Raw genomic sequence first — 19,875 nt, forward strand, 5'->3', positions numbered from 1 at the left:
TAATTTGTTAAAAAAGTTTGTAATTATTGCTGTTTTAACACAACAAAAAACATACATTTGGGTTTGTAATATGTAACATTACACGTAAACTTGTAATTTAAACGTAGTTTTTATGCCTAATACCATTTTACAATTAAAAGATGCTGCCATTTACCAAGGTGATAGCTTGGTTTTATCAAACGTTAATGTTGAAATTAATAAAGGCGAATTTGTATATTTAATTGGAAAAACGGGTACAGGAAAAAGTAGTTTTATGAAAACACTTTATGGCGATTTACCTTTAAAAGAAGGCAATGGCCATATTGTTGATTATAATTTAAAACAACTAAAAGAGAAGGATATTCCGTTTTTACGAAGAAAATTAGGGGTTGTTTTTCAAGATTTTAAATTACTTATTGACAGAACAGTTAATGACAATTTACTGTTTGTTTTAAAAGCTACAGGCTGGAAAGACAAAGATAAAATGAATGCACGTATTGAGGAAGTTTTAACTAAGGTTGACATGAAAACTAAAGGATTTAAATTTCCGCATGAATTATCGGGTGGAGAGCAACAACGCGTTGCTATTGCAAGAGCTCTACTTAATGACCCTGAACTTATTTTAGCTGATGAACCTACAGGAAACTTAGACCCACAAACAAGTGTTGAAGTTATGAAAGTATTGCAAGATATTAATAAAAATGGCAACACTATTTTAATGGCTACCCATGATTATGCTTTGCTTTTAAAATACCCTAGCAAAACACTTAAATGTGATGAAAACCAGGTTTATGAGGTTGTGCAACGTAAAGGTTAGTTTAAAAAATTATCTATGATTTTTTTACCAATTAAGTTTGCATTATAATTATTAAGAATATTTTGTCTTTTTTTGCAAAGCTTAAACTCTGTATTAAATAAAAGTTTTACTGCATTTATATAATCTGCTTTATTATTAATTACCGTACATATTTTTAAAATTTCAGGATCATCAACCATATTAGTATTTAAAATACAATGGCGCCCTTTAAACAATGCATTAAATATCTTAAGTTTAGTGCCTGATTTTTGAAAAGAATACAAAACATTAATATGTGCGTTTTCAATTAATAAATCTAGTTCTTCGCTAGTTTCAATTACCCTAAAAGATATATTATTATACTTATTTATTTCTTTAACTATATTATTTTGAACGGTAGAACTTGCTATTACTAATTTGTGATTTAATGACTTAAAAACATTAATTAAAAATAGTGCAGATTTTACATTATCTGAAACCGCTAAATCGCCATGATAAAGCGCATAATTTCCATAACCATTTTTACTTTTAATATTTATATTTTCCTGAAATACTGGTAAAAAAACAGTTTTGGGGCTGTAATTCTTTTTAAAATAAGCATACTCGTAATGTGATATTGGGAACAAAACATTTACATTATTTAGTATTTTTTCGTAATATTTAAGCTTATAGCCTTCAATAAGAAAGGCTATTTTTTTTAACCAATTATACTCACTATTACTTAAGCCCCAACTATAATTATGCTCTATATTATGGCACCTAACCGCTATAGGTTGGTTAAATGTTTCATTTAGCAAAACACCTGTTGTTCTAATAGACTCAAATAAAATAGGAGCATTTATACTCTTTAGGTTTTTTAATATGTCTTTTGAATATCTTGATTTAACACAAAAAGGGGTTATAGAAAAATGATTACTTAAGGTATTACTCTTATTATAAACAAAAACTTTATCACAATAAGGCTTAATGCCTGACAAATCATCTCTATCAAAACAATATACATGCAAATAAATTTTTACGCCTAAATTGTGCAACGCTTTAATTTTATAAAACATATCTATTGCGCCACCAAAGTTTGGCGGATAAGGATTATTAAATGTTACTATTTGCAGTTGTTTATTATGCATTAAACAAATCTAACTGTTTATTTAATATCTACCAGAACAGATTTAAAAAAACACTATTTTTGTTGAAAACAAACTTTAATGCTTCCCTTTTTTTCGGTAGTTATTCCTTTATACAATAAACAAGAGTATATACAAGAAACTATAAACAGTGTTTTAAATCAAACTTTTCAAGATTTTGAAATAATAGTTATTAATGATGGCTCTACAGATAATAGTTTGAAAATAATAGAGCAAATTCAAAATAATAGAGTTAAAATAATTAACCAAGAAAACAAAGGGCTATCTGCGGCCAGAAATGTAGGTATTAAAAACGCAAAAGCTAACTATATTGCTTTTTTAGATGCTGATGACTTATGGTGTAAAGATTTTTTAGAATCAATTTTTCATTTAATTGAAACTTACAATAATGAAAAGGTATTTGCTACTAATTTTAAATCTTTTAATAAAAAAAATATACCTTTTTTAAAACCGAATAATTGTAAAAAGTGTAGAAACTATTTAGTTACTAATTATTTTTCAACTAATAAAAACTTATATGCTTCAAGCTCCTTAGTTTGTAATAGAATTGTTTTTAATACCGTGGGTTATTTTGATGAAACGATTAATTATGGAGAAGAGGAAGACTTTGCTATAAGATGCTTTTTAAGATTTAATTTAGTATATAATCAAAATATTAAAGTTTACAGGTTAGACGGAATTAAGAACCAATTAACAGCACCACAAAAAAATAGTAATAGAATTATTCCTGATTATGAAAAATATTATAATAGTTATACAAACTACGATTTAAAAAAATATGTAGATTTTATTCATTTTAAACTTGTGGTTTTATATAAAATGGAATTAAACAACAAGTTAGTAAGCTTTTATAAGAAGAAAATAAACACCTCAAACTTAAATTTTACTCAAAAAATAAAATACTACTTACCAACAAAACTTTTTTATAGTATTAAAACATTTTACATCTGGGTAAAAAGCTTTTCCCATTGATTTATTATTGTTTCCTTTGAAAACGCTTCTAGCCCAACTGAAGTATTTAATTTTAAATGATTATAATAGTCTTCATCCAACAATTTATTTAAAGCACAAATTAATTTATCTTGATTTTGATCTTCAACTAAAATACCATTTACCTCATCTTTAATTATTTCATTTGGTCCACTTTTACAATTAAAAGAAATTACTGGGGTATTTAATTTTAGAGCTTCTAACAACACCATAGGAAACCCTTCTACTTTACTTGATAAAACTAATGCTTTAGCCTTTTTTATTAATGGATAGGGGTTATCTGTAAAGGGTAAAAGTTTTACATGCGCTTCTAAGTTTAGGTTAATTATAAGCTTGTGTAATTGGTTTTTACATGGGCCACTTCCTAAAATTAAAAGTTTAATATTTTTATATTTAAGATTAGAAGCTCCAAAACTTTCAATTAACACATCAAATTGTTTAATTTCAGTTAGCCTTCCAACTCCAATAATATAATTTTCATATTCATTATCATTATTACAAAGGCTTTTGTTAAGGTTAAAAAAATTGTATACCGTGGTGCTATCAATTTTTAATTTGCTCTTAACTTTATTTTCAATTGCTTTAGAAACAGACACGAAAGTTCTAAATTTTGAATGTGGTAATCTGGCTAATACTGGGTAATTAATAAATGAAAAATAATATTTTAACCTAAAGTTATGAATACAATAAATAACTTTACACTTGTTAAATACAAGTTTAGAAAATATTAGCTCTTTAAAGTATTTATCTCTAAGCCTATGATCAATAACATAATCAAAAGTATGCTGTTTAAAAAAAGTTCGAAATTTAAAAAAAGATTTAATTTTGCTAAATTTAACTTTATCTAGACCAAAATTATATAGTTCTCCTTTATACTCATAATCTACATCATTTTCCATTATAAATATGGTTACATTATATCCTTTATCGCTTAAAACAACAGACATATTAGCAACAAGTTTTTCTGCACCTCCAGAGCTTAGACTAGTAGTTAATAAACAAATTTTCTTACTCATTTGAAATTGTTTTCATCATCAAAATCTAGTCCATCTAAAACTAATCTTACTTCTTTTTTGTAAGAGGTACAAAAAATACTTTTATTAAAATCCATATCAATATACTTTATTCCCATAAGATGCCCTAAACTATCATAAGTATTGTCTGTAATAAACTGCCTATCGTAATCAAAATAAAAATCTTTTGGAAATTGAAAATCTTTAGATGTCCATAATAAAAATGGGATCTCAAACATGCTTTTTGTTATGGTATTTTCTGATCTTCCAAAGAAGTCTAAACCGTGATAAACGTTTTCTCCATGATCAGAAAAATACAACAATGCACTTTTACTATCTATATTTTTTAATTCTTCAATAAAAGAATAAACTACAAAATCATTATACGCTATAGCATTATCATATTGATTTATAATTTCTTGTTTTTTTGTTGAATTAGGTTGATTTCCAAATTTAGTGTATGATTTAGGATAACGCTTTTCATAATCAAAATGGGTTCCTATAAGATGTAGGAAAATAACTTTTTTACCTGTTTTTTTTAATACTTTTTTAAATTCTGGTATCAAAACTCCATCATAACTATTAGATTTTACTTCATTTTGATGATTGAAAAACTTTAAAAATTTAGATGCTGATGCTATTTCTGATATTCTATTGTCAAAAAAACCTATTGGTCTTTGATTTGACAACCAATATGTATCAAACTCAGCCTTACTAAAAACCTCTAAAATATTATTAACACTTGTACTTTTCAATTTACTAGTTAGTGATGTTAACACTTTAGGTATTACCTTCGTAGTAATAACACCTGAAGAAATAACACTCGTATAAATATAAAGTTCATCTTTTATTGAATTAAGTAATGGTGTTGTTTCTTTACTATAACCATATATTTGCATATTCTTTGAAGTTGTAGATTCTCCAATCACTACAACCAAAACTTCATTATCACTTGTTACCTCTATATCTTTTTTAGAAATATTAGTGTTAAATTTTATGTTCTTTCTGAGTTCATAATATCCATAAGTTCCTCTTACAATATTGTGGTAAGCATTACTTTCTATAAAACCTGTTACTTTTAAAACTATTATTATTACCGAGGCGCTAACCAAAGGCACTACCAAATGGTATTTTTTACTTGGTTTTATATTTTTAACAAGAATAAAATATGAAACTAAAACACTTATAAAAAACAATACTATTTTAATATTAATATAAGAGTTTGTAAACTCTGTTAATTCAGCTTTATTTGATTCTATTAACAAGTACATATATGACGATGTAAAATTTGAAGACACTGCCATATAGGATGTTGTTTCTAAAACCACATATATTAAGAATATAATTATTATAGCTTTTAAATAAAATCGTATTTTTAATAGTGGGAAATACACTAAAAAAAATATTATTGCAAAAAAGGCGATGTCTTCTATAACATCTTCAAAACTTACCAATTCAAATTGTATAGAAAACAATAAAAAAACATATTTAATAAGCATTGGAATACTTAATACTAGTAAAGTTTTTAAAATACTATGCATGCTTTTTTAAAAATTTATTATTACCTCTATACACACTTATTAAAACAGCTAAAAAATATAAAATTACACTAATAACATAAGCATAAAACACACCATACAAACTATAACTGGGTATTAGATAAACACTTATTAAATAGTATGAAGTGTACAAAATAAAATCTGACACAAAATAATATACTAGCATTTTTTTTGCATGAAATTGATATGCTAATGAGAATGCCATAACTTTTATAAAATCTCCAACAAACTGATAAGAAAAAAATAATTTTAAAGTTTTAAACTTATCTGTTAATATGAACTCTATAACAAATTCTCTAAAAGCATATAAAATTATAAACAATGTAATTATAAACGGAATTAAATACTTAAAATAAGTTTTCATTATCTTATTATAACCCCTTAAAGTTCTATTTAATACTAACTTTGGCAACAAATAAAGTGTAAAAAGCGAAGTAAAAAATACCATGTAAAACATTGAAATTTTATTCATAGCTTCCCATAACCCAGCATCAAAAACATTTAACACTTGTATTATATTATTTCTAATCAGTAAATAAGATATACTCATTAAGGCCGAAGAATAAATAGCCATAAACAAATAAGCTGAAATAGATTTTATAAATAAAACCGATACATGTTTTTTCCAGTTAAATGCTTCATAATAAATACGCCTTACATCTTTAAAAAGTAAACTTCCAAAAAAACTAAAAACTGGCACAAAAATACTAGCATAAAATGCACCATTTAATTTGTAATAATAAATTAAAACAAATGATATTAACGCATTTACAACATTTGCCAATGTTAAAATTATTGTGTAAAGTTTAAACCTTTCTAGTCCATTTATTATGTATACAGTTAAAAAATTAAGAGATATAACAGGCAATAAAAAGGCTAGCCATTTAAAAACATGAGAAAATAATTTATCCTTAAAAAGGTAAACACTTAAATTTTCTGACAGCAAAAAAAGAAAAACTGAAACAAATAATGATAATATAACAGCTAAAAAAGTAACTGTTGATAAAACTGTTTTTAAAACTTGTTTATTAGATTTATTTTCAGCAACATATTTTATAACACCACTTTGAAAACCTGTAGAAGTTACACCTAAAATACCCTGAAAAGCATTTTTTAAATTACCTACTAATGCATAACCGCTTGGTCCTAAAAAAATAGCACTTACTTTAGAAACTGTAAAAGAAGCTAACAACCTACCAATTACAACAATACCGTTGTAGGAGAAAACTTTTACAAAAAAATTGCTGAAAATTTTATTAAGCACTTATCTATGTTTTTTATACCCAAAAAGTGAGGTCCAAAAAATACATAAAATTAATATATAATACCCTAAATAGCTTACAAAATGTGCAACAACAGCACCTTTAACATCATCAAAATAATTTATAAAATAAACGCTGGTAAGGTATAGTGCGATTATTAAAAAAGCTTCAGTTAAAATGTAATACCAAAACATTTTTTTTGCTATAAATTGAAAAGCCACTACCATAGATAAAACCTTAATAAAATCACCCAAAAGCTGCCAAATAAATAAGTTTTCTACTGGTAAAAATTCTTCATTAAATATCAAAATTACAATAACATGTTTCAATACATATATTAATAATAACCCAAGCGCTAAAAATGGCATTACCGTTTTGTAAAACGCTAACACTTCTTTTTTAAAGTCTCTTTTGTTACTTATTTCTGTAAATCTTGGTAAGATATAAAGGGCCATTAAAGATGTAACAAACATTAAGTAGTATTTAGAAATACGCGTCATTGCTTCCCAAAAACCAGCATCTTTATAACCTATATTATCAATTATATAATTGCGTATTGCTATAGCAACCAAAGGCAACAAAACAGCCGAAAACATAGCCATTATAGAATAAGGTGTCAACTTTTTTAAAAATCGTAAACTTACATTATTGGCTTTAATTAAAGGTATTAAGCTTTTTCTATTTATAATACCAACTAAGGTTATTAAAAATATTAAAGATTCTGCTATGGCAACAGATATTAAGGCGCCTTTTAGTTTTTCCTGATAAATTAAAAGTAAGGCCACTGCTACACTTAAAATTTGCCCAATAATATTTATTATGATTAAGATTTTATACTTTGAAAATCCATTCATAATAGAAAACGAAAATAAGTTTAAAGCATAAAAAGGTAGTACAATGGCAAATACTTTAATTGCAAGTGTATAGTTATTATAACTAGGAAAAATTATATCTTTTATAAGCTCAGCATTATAATAACAAGCTGCAGATAGTAAAATAGTACAAATAAAACCACAATAAAAAACGGTTGAAATGGTTTTGCTTAGTTTAATTGCATCATCTTTAAACTTGCTTATATATTTTACAACGCCTTTGTATGACCCAACAATAGATAATGTTTGAAACGAACTAACAAAGTTTTGAAAATTACCTATTAATGCTAAACCTTCTGCACCTATAAAAACAGCAATGGCTTTTGAAGTTAACAAACCCGCTATAATTCTGGTAATTACAGAAACTATTTGCAAAGAAGCAACATTAACTAAAACGTGTTTGTTTATATAATCAATTAACTTTTTCAATTGATATTTTTTATCTCAAAGAAATGATGTTGGTTATTTTTTTGAGTGACTTTACCTATAAAACCAAATATACAAAATACATATACGTAAAAACTAGTATACTTGGTTTAATAGATAAAGTGTAGCACAATATCTTTATTTTACCTTTTTAAGTAAATAATACAAATTTATACAAAGTATGGCTGTATTAGTTATTATAATAGGTTTTGATATTGGCGATAATAATATACCGTATACCACAAAAAACAAACATCCTACTAGGTTTACTAACCTTAATTTAACAACAGATTTCATTAAAAATGATAATAATACTGTTGCCATGGCTAAATAACCTACCCATTCAGTTAAAGGAATTCCTAAAAAATCCATTAAAGAGATTTATTTCGTTTGCGGTCTACTTCTTTAAGTAAAATTTTTCTGATACGTAAATGATTTGGTGTAACCTCAACGTATTCATCTTTTTGAATATATTCTAGAGCTTCTTCTAATGAAAACTTAATAGCTGGTACAATTTTAGCTTTATCATCGGCTCCGGCAGAACGTACGTTACTTAACTTTTTAGTTTTAGTTACGTTAACTGTCATATCATCACCTCTTGAGTTTTCACCAATAACCTGCCCTTCATAAATATCTTCACCCGGATCAATAAAAAACTTACCACGATCTTGTAATTTATCAATAGAATACGGAATTGCTGTACCGTTTTCCATAGACACTAAAGATCCATTTTGTCTTTCAGGAATACCACCTTTTACTGGTTGATATTCTTTAAAACGGTGTGCCATAATAGCTTCACCTGCGGTAGCTGTTAATAATTGATTTCTTAAACCTATAATACCACGCGATGGTACAATAAATTCACAAACCATACGCTCACCTTTAGCTTCCATACTTAACATTTCACCTTTACGCATGGTTACCATTTCTATGGCTTTACCTGATACTTCTTCAGGTAAATCTATAGTCATTTCTTCAACAGGTTCGCATTTTACACCATCAATTTCTTTTATAATTACTTGTGGTTGGCCAATTTGTAATTCATATCCTTCACGACGCATGGTTTCAATTAAAACAGATAAGTGTAATACACCACGACCAAATACCATAAACTTATCGGCACTATCAGTATCTTGCACACGTAATGCTAAGTTTTTTTCTAATTCTTTGGTTAATCTATCTTTAATATGGCGTGAAGTTACGTATTTACCGTCTTTACCAAAGAATGGCGAATCGTTAATAGTAAATAACATACTCATTGTTGGCTCATCAATAGCAATAGTTTTTAAGCCTTCAGGGTTTTCAAAATCGGCTACAGTATCTCCTATCTCAAAACCTTCTAAACCTACTATAGCACAAATATCTCCAGCTTGTACTTCATCTACTTTTATACGCCCTAAGCCTTCAAAAACGTGTAATTCTTTAATTTTAGATTTAACAATACTACCATCGCGTTTAACTAATGATATGTTTTGTCCTGCTTTTAAAGTACCTCTTGTTAACCTACCTATGGCAATTCTTCCTGTAAAGCTAGAAAAATCTAATGATGTAATTAGCATTTGCGTAGAACCTTCAGCTATTTTTGGCTCAGGAATATGTTCAATTACCATTTCTAAAAGCGGTTCAATATTTTCAGTTGGATTTTTCCAATCATCACTCATCCAATTGTTTTTTGCAGAACCATAAACCGTTGGAAAATCTAACTGCCACTCTTCTGCACCCAATTCAAACATTAAATCAAACACCTTTTCATGCACCTCTTCTGGTGTACAGTTTTCTTTATCAACTTTATTAACAACCACACATGGTTTTAACCCCAAATCAATAGCTTTTTGTAATACAAAACGTGTTTGTGGCATAGGGCCTTCAAAAGCATCAACTAATAAAAGTACACCGTCGGCCATATTTAAAACACGTTCTACTTCGCCACCAAAATCGGCGTGACCTGGTGTATCAATAATGTTAATTTTAGTGTCTTTATAAGTAACCGAAACGTTTTTTGAGGTAATTGTAATACCTCGTTCACGCTCTAAATCGTTGTTATCAAGTATTAAATCGCCCGTATTTTCGTTTTCACGAAATAACTGACAGTGATACATAATTTTATCTACCAACGTAGTTTTCCCATGATCTACGTGAGCAATAATGGCAATATTTTTTATTTTTTTCATTTTAAGCCCTATTTTAAGCGTGCAAAGATACTCATAATTAATGGATATATAATATATTAAATGTATTTTGAATTTTCTTTTTTATGAAAAACGCCAACTGCTCTAAATATTTAAATATAGCCTCTTTTTAATAACTAGCAGCGCCTTTTATACAAAACAGAAAACCGCTAAATTATATAACTAAAGTAGTATATTTGTGGCCTAAAATTATCAAAAGCGTTTATGAAACTTCAAGATGTACCAAAACTAAAACACACCAATTCTAACAACTTTTTTTTACTATGTGGCCCTTGTGCTATTGAAGGCGAAGACATGGCACTTAAAATTGCCGAAAAAGTAGTTAAAATAACCGATAAGCTTGAAATTCCGTATGTTTTTAAAGGAAGTTTTAAAAAAGCAAACCGAAGCAGAATTGACAGTTTTACAGGTATTGGTAATGAAAAAGCTTTAAAAATACTTAAAAAAGTTTCTGATACGTTTGATATCCCTACGGTTACAGATATACATGAAGTTTCTGATGCTAATCTTGCTGCCCAATATGTTGATGTTTTGCAAATTCCTGCGTTTTTAGTACGCCAAACAGATTTGGTTGTTGCAGCGGCAAAAACAGGTAAAGTTGTTAACCTTAAAAAAGGACAATTTATGAGTCCGGAAGCCATGAAACACGCCGTACAAAAAGTTAAAGATTCAGGCAGCGATAATGCTTGGATAACAGACCGCGGCACAATGTTTGGTTACCAAGACATGATTGTAGATTTTAGAGGTATACCTACAATGCGCCAATATGCTCCAACTGTTTTAGATGTTACACACTCTTTACAACAACCTAACCAAAGTGCAGGTGTTACTGGTGGCAGACCAGATATGATTGAAACCATAGCACGCGCTGGTGTGGTTAACAATGTTGATGGTTTATTTATTGAAACGCATTTTGACCCCGCAAACGCAAAGAGTGATGGTGCAAACATGTTACATTTAAATAATTTAGAAAAACTACTTACAAACCTTGTAGCTATTAGAAAAACCATAATTAATCTTTAATTGTAGTTTTAATAACCAAAACTTAAAAACACAAATAAATATAGTAAACTATTTATTGCTTATTTCGTGTGCTACACTAGCATACAAATTTTCATGAATATTAAGCATATTTATTTGTTTACAACATTAGTTATTACCAGCACTTGCTTTTCACAAAAAAACAATAGTAATTTAGAATTTAACACCGCAAAAAAAGGGAAATTTTATGTGTATTGGGGCTGGAATAGAGCTAACTATACTAAAAGCGATATTTCTTTTGAAGGTCCAGACCATAAATTCACATTAAGTAAGGTAGTTGCACATGATAAACCACAAGATAAATTTGGTTTTAAGGAACATTTAAACCCAGCGCGTGTTACAATACCACAAACAAACTTTAGAATTGGTTACTTTTTAAATAATAAATATAGTATTTCATTTGGTTTTGACCACATGAAATATGTGGTTGACAACCAACAAAACGTTACAATTAACGGCTTTATTGATGATGATAGTGACTTTAAAGGCAACTACACTAATGAAACAATAACTATAAACGACAATTTTTTAAAGTTTGAATATACCGATGGTTTAAACTATATTAATTTTGAATTAAATAGGTTTGACCACTTAAGATTCATTAAAACAAATCCTGCAAAAATTTATTTTAATACAGTTGTTGGTATTGGCTCGGGCGTTATGTTTCCTAGAACAAATGCCACTTTTTTAGGCAGGCCAAAAAACGATAAGTTTTCAATATCAGGTTTTGGAGCATCTATTAAAACGGGTATAAATGTTACATTTTTAAAACACTTTTTTATACAAAGCGAGCTAAAAGGTGGCTATGTAAACATGCTAAATTCTAAAACCACCAACAGTTCTGTTAACAAGGCAAAACATCATTTTTTTTATTTACAACGTAATATAGTTTTTGGCGGCAGGTTTTCTCTTTTTAAGTAATATGCCAAGGCTTATTTTGTGCGTTAGCTATTTTGGCAGCAGCTAAAAGAAGTTGTTCAAAATTTTCTTGGTTTAAATCTTCTATGGTTTTTAATTGAACAGATCTTACTTGTTTTCGGTTACTATCATTTTTTAATACAGGAAAATCTTTTTCCAATAAAACACCATGTACAAAAGCAACATCTACATAATTTTTACCTTTTAAAACATTTAGGTAAAGCATTGGTTTTTTATTAATATTATAAAACGGTATTTTATAACTGTATCGCTCTGTAACATAGGGTAAAGTTTTCAAAATAACACTTCTAACATATAGCATTATTGATTGAAAGGGTTCTTTTTGATTAAAAAAATAAGTATCAACAGGTTTCAATTGTATTGTTTTAATGAGTTTAATTCAAACTTAACAAAAATTTATGATGCGCATATCAATTATATTTATTTACTTTGTAATTCAAAGTACTTTACCATGGATTCAAAAGATTATTTAAAAGATATTGGTGAAATTAAAGATTTAATGAATAAATCTTCAAGGTTTATATCATTAAGCGGCTTATCTGGTGTTTTAGCCGGTATGTATGCATTAATTGGTAGCGCCTTTGCATATTGGCTGGTAAACAATTATAGTAACGGTGTTTTAATTTTAAATGGTTGGGTGTTTAATTATTGTTTGCTAACACTTGCTTTAGTAGCTATTTTTAGTATAGTAACAGGTGTTTTATTAACCACCAAAAAAGCAAAAAAACAAAACGTTAGCACCTGGAATAGCACATCAAAACGATTAGTTATAAACTTTTTAATACCATTAGTAACTGGTGGTCTTTATATTTTAATAATTTTAAGTCAAGGCAAATATGGACAAGCAGGCGCTTTAATGTTAATATTTTATGGTTTAGCACTTATCAATGCATCAAAATACAGTGTTGGAGATATTCAGTTTCTTGGTTATATACAAGTTATATTAGGCCTAATTGGGGCCATAAAACCCGGATATGGTTTTTGGCTCTGGAGCATAGGTTTTGGTATAATGCACATTATTTATGGTACTTGGATGCTTTTTAAATATGATAAATAGACATAATGGAAACTGCATTCTACATATTTTATATTTTCGGTAGTCAATTTGTGTTGTTTTTTCCACCAACCTTATTATCTTATTTTTCTTTAAAGATTATAAAGCTATATAAAATTCCTTTGAAGTTTAATGTTCTAGCAATAGTACCTACACTTGTTCTTTCATCTTTTTTAGAAGCAAGAATTACATATTATTTGATTAATTTTTTACTGTTTTAATATTATTTTATTTTTCAAATTCAAAAACAATTAATTCTTGTATACACAGGAAATAATATGAGTATAATTAATAACATAAATAAACTATTTGATCATAGAATAAGGCTAGGTATTATGTCTATTTTAATGGTAAATGATTATGCCGATTTTAACATGCTTAAGGAGCTTTTAGGCGCTACCGATGGTAATTTAGCTAGCCACACAAAAGCCTTAGAAAAAGCTGAATATATAAAGATTGAAAAACAATTTATTGGCCGTAAACCCAATACACGCTATGCCACCACTGCCCTTGGTAAAACTGCTTTTAAAAAGCATATTGAAGCACTTGAAAAATTAATTAAAAATAAAACCTAAAATTTTTTACAAATACACTTTGAAATTCAAAGTACTTTAAAACAAATAATATGAATACATCAAAACAAGACCCGCAAAACAACAAATTTGTGTATTGGCTTAAAACATCAATTACTGCCCGCATGCTAATGATTGGCTTTTTAACACTATCATTATTGATTCCGCTTTCTTTTATTCAAAACTTAATACAAGAACGATCGCACAGGCAAAGTGAAGCTTTAACCGAAATAAACAACCAATGGGGAAAAGAAATTTTAATGTATGGTCCTATTTTAAAAATACCTTATAAGGTTTATAAAGAAAAATTAATTACTGATAAGAACACAAAACAAACGTATACAGAAACATATAGCGAAACTAAAATAGCCTACTTTTTTCCTGAGAATTTAAATGTAAATACTGTTATAAACCCTGAACAAAAAAAACGAGGCATTTACGCTACAGCCGTATACAATTCTAACCTAAAAATTGATGGAAACTTTACAAAACCAGATTTTTATGAAATGGGTATTGAATACAACAATATTTTATGGAATAAAGCTAAACTAATTATAAAAACATCAAACGTTAAAGGCATAAATACCGCAAATTTAAAGGTAAATAATACACCACAAAGTTTAACATCTAAATACAATGCTAAAAAAAATTATGGTACTAATATTTACAACTTACATAGCTTAGAAACCAAAAATATAGTTGTAAAAAATACAAATCCGCTAAATTTTACTTTAGAATTTAACATTAAGGGAAGTGAAAAAATTAGTTTTGTTCCTGTTGGAAAAACTACACAGGCAAACATAAAATCTAATTGGAAAGATGCTAGTTTTTTTGGTGAATTTTTACCCTATAATAATGATAAAATTACTAATAATGGTTTTAATGCAAAATGGAAAATTTTAGATATTAACCGACCATTTTCACAACATCACTTTAACAATTTGCCTCAATTAAATGATTTTGCATTTGGTGTAAACTTTATAATTCCGGTTGATGAATACCAAAAGAGTGAGCGTTCATCAAAATACGGTTTTTTAGTAATAAGTTTAACGTTTTTAATTTTCTTTTTAATACAATCTTTAAGTAAAATACATATTCATCCGTTTCAATACTTAATGATTGGGTTGGCATTAACTATGTTTTATACATTGCTTGTATCAATATCTGAACACAGTAACTTTTTAAAAGCCTATGTAATTGCTGCCGCATCTGTAATACTACTTATTACGTTATACTCTAAAACAATACTAAAAAAAGTAAAATTTCCTGTATTTATAGGCGCATCTTTAACTGCTTTATACACCTTTATTTATGTGATTATACAGTTAGAAAATTACGCGCTGTTAGTTGGTAGTATTGGCCTGTTTGTAATATTAGCTATAGTAATGTTTGCATCTAGAAAAATAGATTGGAGCAACGGATAATTTTATAACCTTTTTAAGCTTAAAAAATGTATTTAAAACAAACCTATATTATATTTACTTTACTACTGTTTATTACCGAAGTTGTTATAGCTTGCTTTGTAAAAACAAGTTTTATAAGACATACTTTTGGTGATTACCTTGTTGTTATTTTATTATACTGCTTTATAAAATGTTTTATTACTAAACACAACAACACCATTGCTTTGTGTGTACTAGCGTTTTCGTTTTTTGTTGAATTACTTCAATTAATACGTATTGTAGATATTTTTAAAATTAAAAGTAATATTGTGAAAATTATTATAGGAACTACTTTTGAAGTATCAGATTTAATTGCATATACTTTAGGTATTTGTACTGTTTTAATTTTTGAAAACAGAAACGTTATTTGGAACAAATTTTGCAATATTAATTACTAGTAGCGTTTTACCTATTACAAAAGTTTTGGTACATTTGCTGCCCGCGTTAAGGATTGAAACGGCATCCTTTTGCTTTTTGGCAAAAGATATAGTGGAAAGCCTGACCCGATAGGGTAACGCCCTTAATGAAAATTTACTATTTAATGGGGTCGACTGGTTTTGACAGCGAGATTAATTAAACGGTAAGCACGTGGTGTAAGGACTTTGATACACCTTAAAGGCTAAGTCAAACTTTAAACGGCGAAAATAATTACGCTTTAGCTGCTTAATAACTGAATTATAGTAAGTTCAAGCCTAGGCGCACAAGGTGCGCAAGCTAAATGTCTCCGGAAAGCCTTGGTTTATGGCGTTCTTTTTTGAGGCATCGTAAAAATAAACTAAGGTGTTATTTTGCTTTGATGTAACACCAAGATTTAAAAGCTAAGTTTTAAGTAGGTTGTTTTTTGCCAGCTTATTACCTAAAATTAAGTTAAAACTAAACGTGTAGAAAGCCCTTTGGTTACTTGTTTGGACCCGAGTTCGAATCTCGGCGACTCCACATAAAAAAGAGAACAACTTTTATAGTTGTTCTCTTTTTTTTTAAAATATAAAATTTAAATTTTTAAAATTAACATTTGTTAATATCCGTTAAAAATATAGGGAAAAACCCTTAAGATTAATTACGCTTTGGTTGTACTTTTGTAGAGCTATTAATTATTATCATAAGGGCAAAAAAATAGGCTCTAAACATTGAGAGGTTTAGAGCTTACTTTTGCTCTGTTTTTTTTAAATAAAGCCTTCTTCTTCGGCTACTTTAAACAACACTCTATCGCTTTTACCGTCTACTCTAAATTTTTCTTTTAATATGCGTTTTCTGCGCTCTATAGCTGCCATTGATAGGTTTAAAATTTCTGGCAACTCGTTCATTCTGGCACCTTTTGAGAGTTCTAAAAGCATTACTCTATCTGTGGTATCAAGCACTATATCATTGGTTGTTTTTTTTCGTAAAAACTTTAATACAGTTTTACAATAATATGGTGGATCTTGTATAACTGTTTCAATGGCTTGGGTTAAAATTTCAGGAGTTAAATCGGTTTTTATTAAAAAGCCATCTGGATTAATATTTTTTAATATACTATTAAGCCTTGTGTTTTTTGTATATGTTGTAGCAACTATAATTTTTGCATTTGGTATTTTACTGCGTATTATAATACCTAAATCTTCACCTGATACTATTTTACCGTCTGTTGATGGTGGTACGCTAATATCTAAAAACACCAAGCTAGCATTACTACATTTTTCTAGTTGAAGTATTTTAGTATTTGCTTCGTCACAATTATTAGCAGACTCAGTATTAAAACTGTAGTTTTCATTAGTTTTTTCTAAGTATTTTATGGCGCTATGATAGGCTTTTACTATTAAAGGATGATCATCTATTATTAAAACATTTAACGTTTTTGCCATAACTATAAATTATATTGAAACTGTAACTTGTATGGTTGTGCCTTTACCTAATTTAGACTTTACGTAAAAAGTACCGTTTAGTTTTTGAATTCTTGCTTCCATGTTTTTAAGCCCTATGCCTTGTTTGGTTTTTGTTGTATTAAAGCCTTTTCCATCATCATTAATACTTAAGCTTAAAACTTTAGAGGCTTCTCTAAAAGTAAGAAAAATATTGTTAGCAGATGAATGTTTTACCACATTTAACAAGGCTTCTTGCACTACCCTATAAAGTGTTATTTTTAGTTTATCTGGAATATCGCTCCAGGTAATTGTATCATCAAAATGAATTGAATAATTAAATCCGTGCGCTTTACTTTGGTTGGCTATATAGTCTTCTATTATAGATGTAAAATCTTTACTAGATTTTAAAATATTATTTTGAAGCGCATGCGAAATACCTCTAATTTCCTTTTCTATTTCATGAAGTTCATTTAAATAAAACTTATAATCATTTTCATCTTCTTCATCGCCTTTAAGGTTTAAAAACCCCATACCTACTCTAGCACCAAACAATTTACCTAAAATACCATCATGTAATTCTTTTGAAATTCTATGGCGCTCTTGCGCTCTTACTTCTTCTAAATTTGACTGTTGTTTTAAAAGCAAATCATAAATTTCTTGATTTACTTTTTCCTGATTCTTATCAAAAATCAATTCTTTGTTTTTTAAGCGCTGTTGCCTTATAAAATAAAGCATTATTAATAAAATAATTGCTATAGCAGAAAAAACAGTTATTAATATGTTTTGCTTTGTTAACCGCTTGTTTGTTTTTATATATGTATCAGTTTCAAAGGCTATACGGTTAAACTTATTTCTTATGCTACGTTCTGCTGCCTGTAAACTATCATTCAACTGAATATAGGTTTCTAAATAATTTGTGCTTTTAGTTGTATCTAATTTTGATAGCAGTTTTAACGCCTTTAATCTATCTTCATTATCATAAATTTCTACTGCTAGTTTTTCAGCTTCTGTAGCAAACTTAATAGCCTTTAGTGTATCTGTTTTATAAGAATAGTATTCGGCTAAATGAATTTTACTTAACACTATACCCGAAATTCTATTAACACTTTCTCTAATTTTTAATGCTTTTAACAAATTAGTTTCAACACCAATTGTATCTTTATTTAACAACTTTGTATAATATAAATTATTTAAAATTCTAGCATATCTAACAGGGTCATTTTTAAGTAATAAACTATCATTTAAAGCTTTATTGTAATTAGTTATAGCTTCATTATAATTACCCATAGCTCTATAAACATTCCCCATATTATTAAAACTGGTAATTTTATAAAATTGCTTTTTATCTGACTTTTCTAAATACACTAAAGCTTTATTGTGGTACATTAACGATTTATCAAACTCTTTGAGTTTATAAAAAATAACACCTAATAAATTATAGCTAACATATAATGACGTGTTTTTATTTTCTTTTTCAAACACTTTAATAGCATCAAATATTAGCTTTTCACAACCTGTAAAATCTCTAATATTATTTTTAATAACAGCCATAGAATATAAAACTCTTGCTGCTTTATAATCATTATTTGAAGCTTCAAAAAATTTTTTAGCTAAATTGAATGCATAAAAAGCACTGTCTAGTTGTTCTTTTGACAGATAATAATTACCATTAGCACAGTGATATTCAGCTATACCAAATGAATCTTTTATTTTTTTTGATAATTGTAATCTTTCAGAATTTACCTGTTTAAAAAAAGCTGAGTCTTTTAACTTATAGGCTCTATAAACTATAGTATCTAAATATTTATTTTTGAGTTCATTATTTTTTTTAAAACCTAAAAGCTTATGTGCTTTTTTAAGATGCAATAATTTTTGATTATACCTTTTTGAAGCATCTTTTGATGAAGCTATATACACTGAAACACTATCTGTTTTTAATACAGAATTGCCAAATGGTGACTTTTCTTTTTTACAACTAAAAACCGTTAGTAGCAAAAAAAATAAAAAGCACACTTGTAAGCCAATATTAAACTTATAATGATCCAACAACAACTGTTTTAAAGTGAAAAAAATTAAAATTTACAAAAGAGCATTGCTATTCAACACATTTTAGTTTGTCTATAAAAAACTCTTTATAATCTATATTAATAATTTCTTTTGAACCTTTGGTGCCTTTTAAAGTAATAGATTTTATAGGAGAGTTTTTAAGCGTTTCTACATAATTATTAGCTAGTTTTCCTTTAAACTCAAAACCACTGCAACTGGTTCCGTAAGTATGATATAATATAACAGAAGTTCCATTTTCTAAGCTAATTTTAACGTACGTATTTTTATTAGAAAACCCACTAACGCAGCCTATATTAATATTTGAAGTTAGAAATAAGTCAATCCTTTTACCTTTTTTGTATAGCTCAGCTTTTAAACCATCATCAATTTTGTATGCTTTAGTCATTATAACTTTTTCTTGATAAAGGTTATCAAACTCATTCATAACATAATGACAAGTGCTTCTATATTTCTGACGTTCTAATGCTTTTATGTTTATTTTTTTACTATTATTTCTTTCTTCAGCTTCATCTTTAGCAATAGCCTCTAAACGTTTTTTTTCTCTTAAAGCTTCTGCCTTTTTTATAGCCTTTTCTCTTACTAAAGCTTGTTTTTTTCGTTCAAACTCTTTTATTCTTGCTATAGAATCTAAACTGCGTTGTGCTTTTAGATTTTCTACGCGTTTTCTTGCAGTTTCTTCTTCTAATGC

At 27.9% G+C, this 19,875-nt stretch carries 19 protein-coding genes and 1 other RNA gene; 10 read left to right on the top strand and 10 right to left on the bottom strand.

Going from position 1 to position 19,875, the window contains the following annotated elements:
* Positions 1-112: 112 nt before the first annotated feature.
* Complete coding sequence (locus FUA26_RS12215; protein ID WP_147136476.1) at positions 113-796, top strand: cell division ATP-binding protein FtsE; 684 nt, start codon at positions 113-115, stop codon at positions 794-796.
* On the opposite strand, the gene FUA26_RS12220 is transcribed toward FUA26_RS12215, so the two are convergent.
* The gene (locus tag FUA26_RS12220) at positions 793-1,902 is read right to left on the bottom strand and encodes a glycosyltransferase (RefSeq protein ID WP_147136479.1); all 1,110 of its coding nucleotides are present in this window, start codon (positions 1,900-1,902) and stop codon (positions 793-795) included. The two genes, FUA26_RS12215 and FUA26_RS12220, sit on opposite strands and share 4 nt — an antisense overlap.
* Before the next feature lie 78 nt (positions 1,903-1,980).
* Here FUA26_RS12220 and FUA26_RS12225 point away from each other — a divergent pair, with 78 nt between their 5' ends.
* A complete protein-coding gene (locus FUA26_RS12225; protein ID WP_147136482.1) occupies positions 1,981-2,892 on the top strand; it encodes a glycosyltransferase family 2 protein in 912 nt (303 codons plus the stop codon).
* On the opposite strand, the gene FUA26_RS12230 is transcribed toward FUA26_RS12225, so the two are convergent.
* Genes FUA26_RS12230 through FUA26_RS12245 form a run of 4 tightly spaced genes read right to left on the bottom strand, consistent with a single transcriptional unit; the run spans position 2,862 to position 8,045 of the window.
* Positions 2,862-3,926: a glycosyltransferase gene (locus FUA26_RS12230; protein ID WP_147136485.1), complete on the bottom strand. Its 1,065-nt coding sequence runs from the start codon at positions 3,924-3,926 to the stop codon at positions 2,862-2,864. The two genes, FUA26_RS12225 and FUA26_RS12230, sit on opposite strands and share 31 nt — an antisense overlap.
* Entirely contained in the window at positions 3,923-5,464 is a 1,542-nt protein-coding gene (locus FUA26_RS12235; RefSeq protein WP_147136487.1) for a phosphoethanolamine transferase, read from the bottom strand. Before FUA26_RS12235 ends, FUA26_RS12230 begins: the two co-directional genes overlap by 4 nt.
* Positions 5,457-6,746 (bottom strand): O-antigen translocase, encoded by a 1,290-nt coding sequence (locus tag FUA26_RS12240; RefSeq protein WP_147136490.1) that lies wholly within the window; start codon positions 6,744-6,746, stop codon positions 5,457-5,459. Before FUA26_RS12240 ends, FUA26_RS12235 begins: the two co-directional genes overlap by 8 nt.
* Positions 6,747-8,045: an O-antigen translocase gene (locus FUA26_RS12245; protein ID WP_147136493.1), complete on the bottom strand. Its 1,299-nt coding sequence runs from the start codon at positions 8,043-8,045 to the stop codon at positions 6,747-6,749.
* A 178-nt stretch (positions 8,046-8,223) separates the two neighbouring features.
* On the opposite strand from FUA26_RS12245, the gene FUA26_RS15875 reads away from it, so the two are divergent.
* On the top strand, positions 8,224-8,376 hold the full coding sequence (locus FUA26_RS15875) for a hypothetical protein (RefSeq protein WP_186826916.1): 153 nt from the start codon (positions 8,224-8,226) through the stop codon (positions 8,374-8,376).
* 37 nt (positions 8,377-8,413) lie between these two features.
* Here FUA26_RS15875 and typA read toward each other — a convergent pair whose 3' ends face one another.
* Entirely contained in the window at positions 8,414-10,213 is a 1,800-nt protein-coding gene (gene typA / locus FUA26_RS12255) for a translational GTPase TypA (protein WP_147136499.1), read from the bottom strand.
* A 222-nt stretch (positions 10,214-10,435) separates the two neighbouring features.
* Between typA and kdsA the strand changes: the two genes are divergently transcribed.
* Positions 10,436-11,254 (top strand): 3-deoxy-8-phosphooctulonate synthase, encoded by an 819-nt coding sequence (kdsA, locus tag FUA26_RS12260; RefSeq protein ID WP_147136502.1) that lies wholly within the window; start codon positions 10,436-10,438, stop codon positions 11,252-11,254.
* A 93-nt stretch (positions 11,255-11,347) separates the two neighbouring features.
* Complete coding sequence (locus FUA26_RS12265; RefSeq protein ID WP_147136505.1) at positions 11,348-12,193, top strand: hypothetical protein; 846 nt, start codon at positions 11,348-11,350, stop codon at positions 12,191-12,193.
* Here the strand turns inward: FUA26_RS12265 and FUA26_RS12270 are convergent.
* A complete protein-coding gene (locus FUA26_RS12270; RefSeq protein ID WP_147136508.1) occupies positions 12,186-12,566 on the bottom strand; it encodes a DUF1801 domain-containing protein in 381 nt (126 codons plus the stop codon). The two genes, FUA26_RS12265 and FUA26_RS12270, sit on opposite strands and share 8 nt — an antisense overlap.
* Before the next feature lie 96 nt (positions 12,567-12,662).
* On the opposite strand from FUA26_RS12270, the gene FUA26_RS12275 reads away from it, so the two are divergent.
* From FUA26_RS12275 to ssrA, 5 genes are all read left to right on the top strand, one after another.
* Entirely contained in the window at positions 12,663-13,268 is a 606-nt protein-coding gene (locus FUA26_RS12275; RefSeq protein WP_147136510.1) for a hypothetical protein, read from the top strand.
* Between the two features lie 275 nt (positions 13,269-13,543).
* On the top strand, positions 13,544-13,840 hold the full coding sequence (locus FUA26_RS12280) for a winged helix-turn-helix domain-containing protein (RefSeq protein WP_147136513.1): 297 nt from the start codon (positions 13,544-13,546) through the stop codon (positions 13,838-13,840).
* A gap of 50 nt (positions 13,841-13,890) precedes the next feature.
* Complete coding sequence (gene creD / locus FUA26_RS12285) at positions 13,891-15,261, top strand: cell envelope integrity protein CreD (RefSeq protein ID WP_147136517.1); 1,371 nt, start codon at positions 13,891-13,893, stop codon at positions 15,259-15,261.
* A 26-nt stretch (positions 15,262-15,287) separates the two neighbouring features.
* The gene (locus tag FUA26_RS12290) at positions 15,288-15,677 is read left to right on the top strand and encodes a ribosomal maturation YjgA family protein (protein ID WP_147136520.1); all 390 of its coding nucleotides are present in this window, start codon (positions 15,288-15,290) and stop codon (positions 15,675-15,677) included.
* A gap of 145 nt (positions 15,678-15,822) precedes the next feature.
* Positions 15,823-16,218, top strand: a transfer-messenger RNA (tmRNA) gene (ssrA, locus tag FUA26_RS12295).
* A 224-nt stretch (positions 16,219-16,442) separates the two neighbouring features.
* Here the strand turns inward: ssrA and FUA26_RS12300 are convergent.
* The 3 genes from FUA26_RS12300 to FUA26_RS15740 form a co-directional block, all read right to left on the bottom strand.
* Complete coding sequence (locus tag FUA26_RS12300; protein WP_147136523.1) at positions 16,443-17,120, bottom strand: response regulator; 678 nt, start codon at positions 17,118-17,120, stop codon at positions 16,443-16,445.
* Positions 17,121-17,129: 9 nt separating this feature from the next.
* Positions 17,130-19,166, bottom strand: a complete 2,037-nt coding sequence (locus tag FUA26_RS12305) for a tetratricopeptide repeat-containing sensor histidine kinase (protein ID WP_147136526.1) — start codon at positions 19,164-19,166, stop codon at positions 17,130-17,132.
* A gap of 49 nt (positions 19,167-19,215) precedes the next feature.
* On the bottom strand, positions 19,216-19,875 hold a 660-nt coding region (locus tag FUA26_RS15740), incomplete at its 5' end, for a hypothetical protein (protein WP_186826917.1).

This window comes from Seonamhaeicola algicola, assembly GCF_007997385.1.
In the GTDB taxonomy this organism is placed as follows: Bacteria; Bacteroidota; Bacteroidia; order Flavobacteriales; family Flavobacteriaceae; genus Seonamhaeicola; species Seonamhaeicola algicola.